Annotated in this window: 8 protein-coding genes; 6 read left to right on the top strand and 2 right to left on the bottom strand. The window is 68.6% G+C overall.

Annotation, left to right across the window (positions count from 1 at the left end; genetic code table 11):
• Window positions 1-110: 110 nt before the first annotated feature.
• Both ACFVDI_RS28235 and ACFVDI_RS28230 read left to right on the top strand, forming a co-directional pair.
• Window positions 111-797, top strand: coding sequence for an alpha/beta fold hydrolase (locus ACFVDI_RS28235; RefSeq protein WP_378912199.1), 687 nt, complete (start codon window positions 111-113; stop codon window positions 795-797).
• A 25-nt stretch (window positions 798-822) separates the two neighbouring features.
• Window positions 823-1,713: a transglycosylase SLT domain-containing protein gene (locus tag ACFVDI_RS28230; protein ID WP_378912198.1), complete on the top strand. Its 891-nt coding sequence runs from the start codon at window positions 823-825 to the stop codon at window positions 1,711-1,713.
• Here the strand turns inward: ACFVDI_RS28230 and ACFVDI_RS28225 are convergent.
• Window positions 1,710-2,213: a GNAT family N-acetyltransferase gene (locus ACFVDI_RS28225; RefSeq protein WP_378912197.1), complete on the bottom strand. Its 504-nt coding sequence runs from the start codon at window positions 2,211-2,213 to the stop codon at window positions 1,710-1,712. The two genes, ACFVDI_RS28230 and ACFVDI_RS28225, sit on opposite strands and share 4 nt — an antisense overlap.
• Window positions 2,214-2,265: 52 nt before the next feature.
• Window positions 2,266-3,294, bottom strand: coding sequence for a zinc-dependent alcohol dehydrogenase family protein (locus ACFVDI_RS28220; protein ID WP_378912196.1), 1,029 nt, complete (start codon window positions 3,292-3,294; stop codon window positions 2,266-2,268).
• Window positions 3,295-3,433: 139 nt separating this feature from the next.
• Between ACFVDI_RS28220 and ACFVDI_RS28215 the strand changes: the two genes are divergently transcribed.
• The 4 genes from ACFVDI_RS28215 (at window position 3,434) to ACFVDI_RS28200 (ending at window position 7,994) form a co-directional block, all read left to right on the top strand.
• Window positions 3,434-4,960 (top strand): UDP-N-acetylglucosamine 1-carboxyvinyltransferase, encoded by a 1,527-nt coding sequence (locus ACFVDI_RS28215; protein ID WP_378912195.1) that lies wholly within the window; start codon window positions 3,434-3,436, stop codon window positions 4,958-4,960.
• Between the two features lie 172 nt (window positions 4,961-5,132).
• Window positions 5,133-5,996, top strand: a complete 864-nt coding sequence (locus ACFVDI_RS28210; RefSeq protein ID WP_378912194.1) for a glycerophosphodiester phosphodiesterase — start codon at window positions 5,133-5,135, stop codon at window positions 5,994-5,996.
• A complete protein-coding gene (locus ACFVDI_RS28205) occupies window positions 5,993-7,345 on the top strand; it encodes an MFS transporter (protein ID WP_378912193.1) in 1,353 nt (450 codons plus the stop codon). Before ACFVDI_RS28210 ends, ACFVDI_RS28205 begins: the two co-directional genes overlap by 4 nt.
• Before the next feature lie 262 nt (window positions 7,346-7,607).
• Window positions 7,608-7,994 (top strand): RNA polymerase-binding protein RbpA, encoded by a 387-nt coding sequence (locus tag ACFVDI_RS28200; protein WP_008359714.1) that lies wholly within the window; start codon window positions 7,608-7,610, stop codon window positions 7,992-7,994.
• The last annotated feature ends 48 nt before the right edge of the window (window positions 7,995-8,042 follow it).

Below are 8,042 nucleotides of genomic sequence, written 5' to 3'. Positions count from 1 at the left end.
GTGGCCACCGCATCGCGGTGGCCACCGTTCTTGTGTTCGAAAGTCGGTGGAGTTCGAAATCAGTTGAGTCGCGGAAGCGGATCGTCCGCAACCAGGGTCAGGATCGCCTCATGGACATCGTTCTGGTACCCGGCCTCTGGCTGGACGCATCGTCATGGGACCTCGTCGTCCCCCACCTGACCGACGCCGGCCACACCGTACGGCCGATCACCCTTCCCGGCCTCGAGTCGGCCGAGACCGACCGCTCCGGCGTGCACGTGGCCGACCAGGTCGCCGCCGTGGTGGCAGCCATCGACGAGGCAGACGGACCCGTGCTCCTCGTCGGGCACTCGATGGGCTGCGCGGTGGCCGGCGCCGCACTCGACGCGCGCGTCGACAAGGTCTCGGCCGTGGTCTATGTCGGTGGCTGGCCGGCGGAGCCGGGCATGATCCCGGCCAAGAACTTCCCGACCGACGGCGCCGACCTGCCGCCGGTGCCGTGGGAGGAGTTCGAGGAGGCAGATGTACGCGACCTCGACCGCGCCGCCTTCGAGGCACTGCTGCGGCCCTCCCCCGCCAGCCTGACCACCGAGCCGTTCGAGGCCACCGACGAGCGGCGCTACTCGGTGCCGGCTGTGTTCGTCTGCCCCGAATACCGGGCTGCCGACCTGAGGGAGTGGGTCGCCGACGGCATGGAGTCGGTCGCGGCGATCGCGAAGCACAAGGACGTCACCTACGTCGACCTGCCCACCGGCCACTGGCCTCAGCTGTCCAAACCAGCCGAGCTCGCGGCCGTCATCGCCCAGGCAGGCGAGTAGGCAGGCCTCGGGTAGCGTCGGGTGCGTGCGTACCCGGCTCGCTGCCCTGACCGCCATCACGGCCCTCTCGGCCGGCGTCGCCGGCTGCGGAGGTGACCCGCCCCCGGATTCCAGCCGCAGCCCGTCGGCGTCGTCGTCGGCGTCCTCACCGGATCCGTCTACGGCGAGGACGGCGCTCGATGACGCGTCGGTGCCGCTGGCCGAGCGTCTCGCCCAGGCCATGGCGACGATCGCCGCCGGGACGCCGGGAGCCGAGGACGTACGCGAGGCGGCGCTGTTCGAGCAGATGACCGCACGCAACCTCGCCCGCGGGTCGAAGGTGAAGGCCGACGACGTGCTGGGCGCGCTCGGCCGTGCCGACCGCGCCCAGCTCGAGTCGGACATCGCCGCGGCCCGCGAGCTCATGGCGATGACCGACCCGCAGCCGAAGCTCCCGGACTGGAAGATCCTGACGCCACCGCCTCCGGACGAGCTCCGGCCGCTCTACCGCAGGGCGCAGCGGGAGACCGGGACGCCGTGGCAGTACCTCGCCGCCGTCCACCTGGTCGAGACCCGCATGGGGCGCATCCGCGGCACCAGCACCGCGGGTGCCCAGGGCCCGATGCAGTTCCTGCCCTCGACCTTCGCCCAGTACGGCGCCGGTGGCGACATCAACGACCCCGGCGACGCCATCATGGCGGCCGGTCGCATGCTGGCGAACAACGGGGCGCCCGGAGACATGGCCGGCGCGCTGTGGTCCTACAACCACTCCGACCGCTACGTGGCGGCCGTCAGCGCCTACGCCGAGCAGATGAAGCGGTCCCCCGCTGCGTACGACCTCTACTGGCACTGGCAGGTTCTCTACCGGCACCAGGACGGCACCATGCTCCTGCCCGAGGGTTACCCGGAGCAGAAGGCCGTACGCATCGCCGGCTAGTAAGGGCGCTCGACGGCGTACTGGACGAGGCTGACGTCCTCGCCGCGGTAGGTGTCGGTGCCGTGGCGGCCGGTCTCGATGAAGCCGGTGGCGTCGAAGAGCTTCTTGGCGCGAGCGTTGGTCTCGTGCGTCTCGGCCCAGATCCGGGTGAGGTCGAGGACGGAGAAGCCGTAGGTGAGCGCGGTCTTGATGGCGCGCTGGCCGAGGCCCTGACCCCAGCGCGAGCTCGGCCCGATGGCGATGCCGAGCTCGCGGGTGTCGGGCGCCAGGCCGTGGAGGTCTGCGTAGCCGACGACCTCCTCGTCGACCTCCACGGCGAGCCGGATGAGCTCGGGCGGCGGAGCCTCGATCAGACGACGCCAGTGGCGGAGGTGGCCGTCGCGGTCGCGCTCCGGCCATCCGTTGGCAACCCGGAACTCCTCATCGTCGGCCCAGGCGGCGTAGACGTGTTCGTCGCCCGGTGACAGCGGGCGCAGGCGCATGGTGTCGGTGCGGGGCATCGACCGAGTGTCGCAGACGAACGGCTCGGTCGATCCCCCGCCCGGGATCTGCTCAGTAGGTGAGCTGGACCTTGGTCGCGAGCCGCTCGTCCATCAGGCGGTAGCCCTCGGCGGCCTCGGAGAAGGGCAGCGCCTTGTCGAAGACCAGGCCCGGGTTGATCGTGCCCTCGAGCGTGAGCTTCAGGAGATCGGGCAGGTAGCGGCGTACCGGGGCCATCCCGCCCTTGAGGCCGACGTTGGTGCGGAACAGGGCGTTGACCGGGAGGTTGACGTCGTGCGGGACGCCGACGAACCCGACGGTGGCGCCGGGGCGGGCCACCTTCGAGGCGGTCTTGAAGGACTGGTCGGTGCCCACGCACTCGAGGACGTAGTCGGCCCCGATGCCGCCGGTGAGCTCGCGCACGGCCGCCTCGCCCTCCTTGCCGCGGGCTGCGACGATGTCGGTGGCGCCGAACTTCTTGGCGATCTCCTGGCGGGCCTCGTGGCGCGACATCGCCACCACTCGCTCGGCACCGAGCTGAGCGGCCGCGAGCACACCGCACAGACCGACCGCGCCGTCGCCGACGACGACCGCAGTGCCGCCCCTGGCACCGGAGCCGAGGCCGGACATCACCGCAGCGTGCCAGCCGGTGGCCATCACGTCGGTGAGGGCGAGCAGGTCGGGGTACATCGACGGGTCGGGCGTCTCGTCGAGCTTGACCAGCGAGCCGTCGGCCTGGTTGACCAGGGCGTACTCGCTCTGGCCGCTGACCGTGAAGCCGAGGTTCTCGCAGACCGACTGGACCCCGGCGAGGCAGTGCGGGCAGGTGTTGTCGCAGTGATCGAAGGGGACGATCACGAAGTCGCCGGGCTTGAAGTCGCGTACGTCGGCGCCGACGTCCTCGATCACGCCGATGCACTCGTGGCCGATCGTGCGGGGCTCCTCGATCTCGCCGTTGGAGCCGCGGTAGTTCCACAGATCGGAGCCGCAGATACAGGAGCCCACCACCTTGACGATGGCGTCGGTGGGCTGCTGCAGGGCAGGATCGGGTACCTGGGTGAAGCGGATGTCGCCCACCCCATGGATCGTCGTCGCGCGCATGGTGGCATCCTGTCACCCGGCGTAAAGAGATGTTGCACACGGTGGCCTTTCCACGAGCCAGGCAACAGCCCTGAAACGAATCGCCGACACTTCGCGGGGAATCCAGGCTTATCTCATATATGAGTTACGGTGGTGCACCATGACCGACGGATACAAAGGTCGTATCGGGAACCTGATTCGCGATGCGCGCAAGCACAAGGGCCTCACCCAGGCACAGCTCGCTGACCTTCTCAACACCAGCCAGAGTGCGATCAACCGCATCGAGCAGGGCCAACAGAACCTGTCCCTCGAGATGATCGCCCGGGTCGGTGCCGCGCTCGACTCCTCCCTGGTGGACATCGGGGCCGGCCCGACGCACCTGCGTGTCACCGGTCCGACGACGCTGTCGGGTGAGATCACGGTCAAGACCTCCAAGAACGCCGGTGTGGCGCTCCTGGTCGGCTCGCTCCTCAACCGGGGCCGCACGACGCTGCGCAAGGTCGCCCGCATCGAAGAGGTCAACCGCATCATCGAGGTGCTCAACTCGATCGGCGTGCAGACCCGCTGGCTCAACGACGACAACGACCTCGAGATCGTTCCGCCGAAGGAGCTGCGCCTGGACGCGGTGGACGAGGCCGCTGCCCGCCGCACCCGCTCGGTGATCATGTTCCTCGGCCCGCTGCTCCACCGCCTCGACACCTTCGAGCTGCCCTACGCCGGCGGCTGCAACCTCGGCACCCGCACCGTCGAGCCGCACCTGTCCGCGCTGCGCCCCTTCGGCCTCGAGGTCAAGGCGACCGACGGCGCCTACCACGCGAGCGTCAACCGGGAGATCCAGCCGGGTCGCCCGATCGTGCTGACCGAGCGTGGCGACACCGTCACCGAGAACGCCCTGATGGCTGCCGCGCTGCACCCGGGCACCACGGTGATCCGCAACGCGTCCTCCAACTACATGGTCCAGGACCTCTGCTTCTACCTGCAGAAGCTGGGCGTCGAGGTCGAGGGCATCGGCACGACGACGCTGCGCGTCACCGGCCGCGAGGTCATCGACGTCGACGTCGACTACGCGCCGAGCGAGGACCCGATCGAGGCGATGTCGCTGCTGACTGCGGCGATCGTGACCGACTCCGAGATCACCATCAAGCGCGTGCCGATCGAGTTCATGGAGATCGAGCTGGCGACGCTGGAGGAGATGGGCTTCAACTACACCCTCTCCGAGGAATACCTGGCGCTCAACGGCAAGACCCGCCTGGTCGACATCGACACCAAGCACTCGGTCCTGCACGCCCCGCTGGACAAGATCCACCCGCTCCCCTTCCCCGGCCTCAACATCGACAACCTGCCGTTCTTCGCCGCGATCGCCGCGGTGGCGCAGGGTCAGACGCTGCTGCACGACTGGGTCTACGAGAACCGGGCGATCTACCTGACCGAGCTCAACAAGCTCGGCGGCAACGTCACGCTCATGGACCCGCACCGGGTGATGATCGAGGGCCCGACGCACTTCTCCGGCACCGAGATCGTCTGCCCGCCGGCGCTGCGTCCCGCTGTCGTCGTGCTGCTCGCGATGCTCGCCTCGAAGGGCACCTCGGTGCTCCGCTCGACCTACGTCATCGCCCGCGGCTACGAGGACCTCGCCGAGCGGCTCAACCAGCTCGGCGCCAACATCACCGCCTTCCGCGACATCTGAGCCAGGTGCTCGCGCGCGAAGCCGCGAGCACCGTCGGCGAAGAGATCGAGCAGCCCCGCGTCTGCGCTGCGAAGCAAGCAGACGCGACGGGCGTGTCGAGATCTACGCTGCGAGGAGACATGAGCCCCGATGCTCATGTGATCGGTCCCTCACGGGTGGTTAGATGCTCCCCGTGAGCGAGCAGCAACGACGCGTACGCGCCTATGCGCACCGTGGTGGCGCGCTCCATCCCGATCTGGTCGGGATGGAGAACACCATGGAGGCGTTCCGGCATGCGGTGGAGCTCGGCTACACCCATCTCGAGACCGATGTGCACGTCACCCGCGACGGCGTCCTGCTCGCCTTCCACGACGAGGCGCTCGACCGGGTGACCGACGTCAGCGGCCTGATCGCGGAGATGACGTACGCCGAGGTGCAGGCGGCTCGCATCGGCGGCCAGTACGGGGTGCCGACCCTTGCAGAGCTCTTCGAGGCGTTTCCCCAGGTCACCTTCAACATCGACCTCAAGTCCGACGGGGCCGCGAGTGCGCTCGCCGAGCTGCTCGCGGCGACCGGTCACGGTGACAAGGTCATCGTCGGCTCGTTCTCGGGGCGCCGGATCAAGGAGTTCCGCCGCCTGACCGAGGGGCGCGTGCGGACCTCGGCGAATCCTCGGGAGGTGCTCGCCTACGTCCTCGCCCCGACCGCGGGGATAGCCAGGCGGCTGGCGGGCGGGCGGTTCGACGCCTTCCAGATCCCGCACCGTCAGCGCCTCATCGGCCCGCTGTCCGTGCGAGTGGCATCGCGTGGGCTGGTGCGCCGCGCCCACAAGGCCGGCAAGGAGGTCCATGTCTGGACCATCGACGACCCGGCCGAGATGAAGCGGCTGATCGAGCGCGACGTCGACGGGCTGATGACCGACCGCACCGACGTCCTGAAAGCGTTCCTGGAGGAGCGCGGGCTGTGGGAGGCTGAGCCGTCTCACGCTGAGCCGCCTCGGGCCGAGCCCACCGACGAGGCCGAATCCGTAGAGCATGGCGAGGAGCCCGAGAAGTGACCACATCAGCCGGGATCGGCGACTTCAGGCCCGTCGAGCGGGCGCGAGAGCAGAAAGGCTGGTTCTTCACCGACTGGGCCGTCTCCGCCTTCCAGACGACGGTCGCCGGCGTGCTGTTCGCGCCCTACCTGATCGAGATCGCGAAGGCCGCCGCCGTCGACAACCGCATCGACGTGCTGGGCCTCTCGGTCGCGCCAGGTGCGCTGCCGTCGTACGTCATCACCTTCTCCACCCTCCTCTCGGCCCTCATCTACCCGCTCGTCGGTGCGATCGCCGACCGCACCTCCCGCAAGCCGGACCTGATGGCCGGCTTCGCTTGGGCCGGTGCGCTCTGCGCGGCGCTGCTGTTCTTCATGACCGGGGACAACTGGTGGTTCGGGTCGATCATGTTCATCATCGCCAACCTGTGCGCAGGTGCGGCCGTGGTGGTCAGCGACTCGATCCTGCCGCTGATCTCGACCGAGAACGAGCGCGACCGGGTCTCCTCCATCGGCTGGGCCTACGGCTACGCGGGCGGCGGGCTGCTGCTCGCCGTCAACTTCCTCCTGGTCACCTTCGCCGACCCGCTCGGGCTCGGCACGGCGCTGGCGGTGCGGATCTCGATGCTCTCGGCCGGTTTGTGGTGGGCGGGCTTCATCATCATCCCGTGGCGCCGGATCCGCCGGCACGAGCCCGCCGACGTGGAGGACGTCTCCGGCGGCGTCGTGGCGCGTTCCTTCGGCCAGCTGTTCGTGACCCTCAAGGAGCTGCCGCAGTATCCGGTCGCGCTGACCTTCCTGCTGGCCTACCTCTTCTTCAACGACGGTATCCAGACCGTGATCAGCTCGGCGTCGATCTACGGCGTCGAGGAGCTCGGCTTCGAGACGGGCACGATGCTGGGCATCTATCTGCTGGTGCAGTTCGTCGCCGTCGGCGGCGCGATCTTCTTCGGCCGGCTGGCCAAGGTCTTCGGCGCCAAGCGGGTGATCCTCGGTGGTCTGGGCGGCTGGATGCTGATCGTGGTCGTGGCCTATTTCGTGCCGGAGCAGAGTCTCGCTCCGTTGCTGGTCGTGGCGGTCGGTATCGGGCTGGTCATGGGCGGCACCCAGGCGCTGGCGCGGTCCTACTTCTCGCTGTTCATCCCCGCGGGCAAGGAGGCCGAGTATTTCAGCCTCTACCACGCCATGGACCGCGGGACGTCCTGGCTCGGCACGCTGGTCTTCGGCCTCGTCTACCAGCTCACCGACTCCTACCGGCCCGCGATCCTCGCGCTGATCGCCTTCTTCGTCCTCGGTGGCGCGCTGCTGGCACTGGTGAACACGGCTAAGGGCATCCAGCAGGCGGGCAACCGGGCGCCCGAGAGGGTCTGAGAGGGTCTGAGAGGGTCTGAGAGCGCTCCTAGCCGCTGGCGGTTTCGGGACATCGCCCGCTCAGGACTCTCTCAGAGAGATCCGCAGGTCAGGCGGGTCCTGTGTCGAACAACACGGCGAGGATCTCGACAATTCACGGAATCATCACCTCCTCTGTACCGTTGACGGTATGAAGAGGCCTGACCGGCCTGCGTCATGAGTCCGCAGACCGCTTCGCTCTTCAGCTCATTCAACGGGGGACGATCGACTCAGGAGGTGCTTCATGGCCGAGCGCACGTTGCGCGGCGCCCGACTGGGCGGACAAAGTTTTGAGGACGAACGCGGGATCGAGTTCGCGGGCCGCCAGCAGGTGGCCTACCGGTGCCCGCAGGGCCACGACTTCGAGATCACGATGTCGGACGAGGCCGAGGTTCCGGCGATCTGGGAGTGCCCGCGCTGCGGGATGGAGGCTCTCAACCTCTCCGGTGCCAAGCCGGAGGAGAAGGCCGAGAAGCCGGCGCGTACGCACTGGGACATGCTCCTGGAGCGGCGCTCGGAGAAGGAGCTCGAGGACATCCTCAAGGAGCGCCTCGACCTGCTTCGCGGTGGCGAGATCGGCCCGGCTCACCTGCACCGCAAGGGACCGGGCAAGAAGAAGGCCAACGCCTGACTTCTGACACAGCCAGATACGCCGAAGGCGGCCTCCCGACTGGGAGGC

It is taken from the genome of Nocardioides sp. NPDC057767 (assembly GCF_042798275.1).
Lineage (GTDB): Bacteria > Actinomycetota > Actinomycetes > Propionibacteriales > Nocardioidaceae > Nocardioides.
Note: the sequence above shows the minus strand (reverse complement) of the source record. Positions and strands in the feature narration are given on the sequence as shown.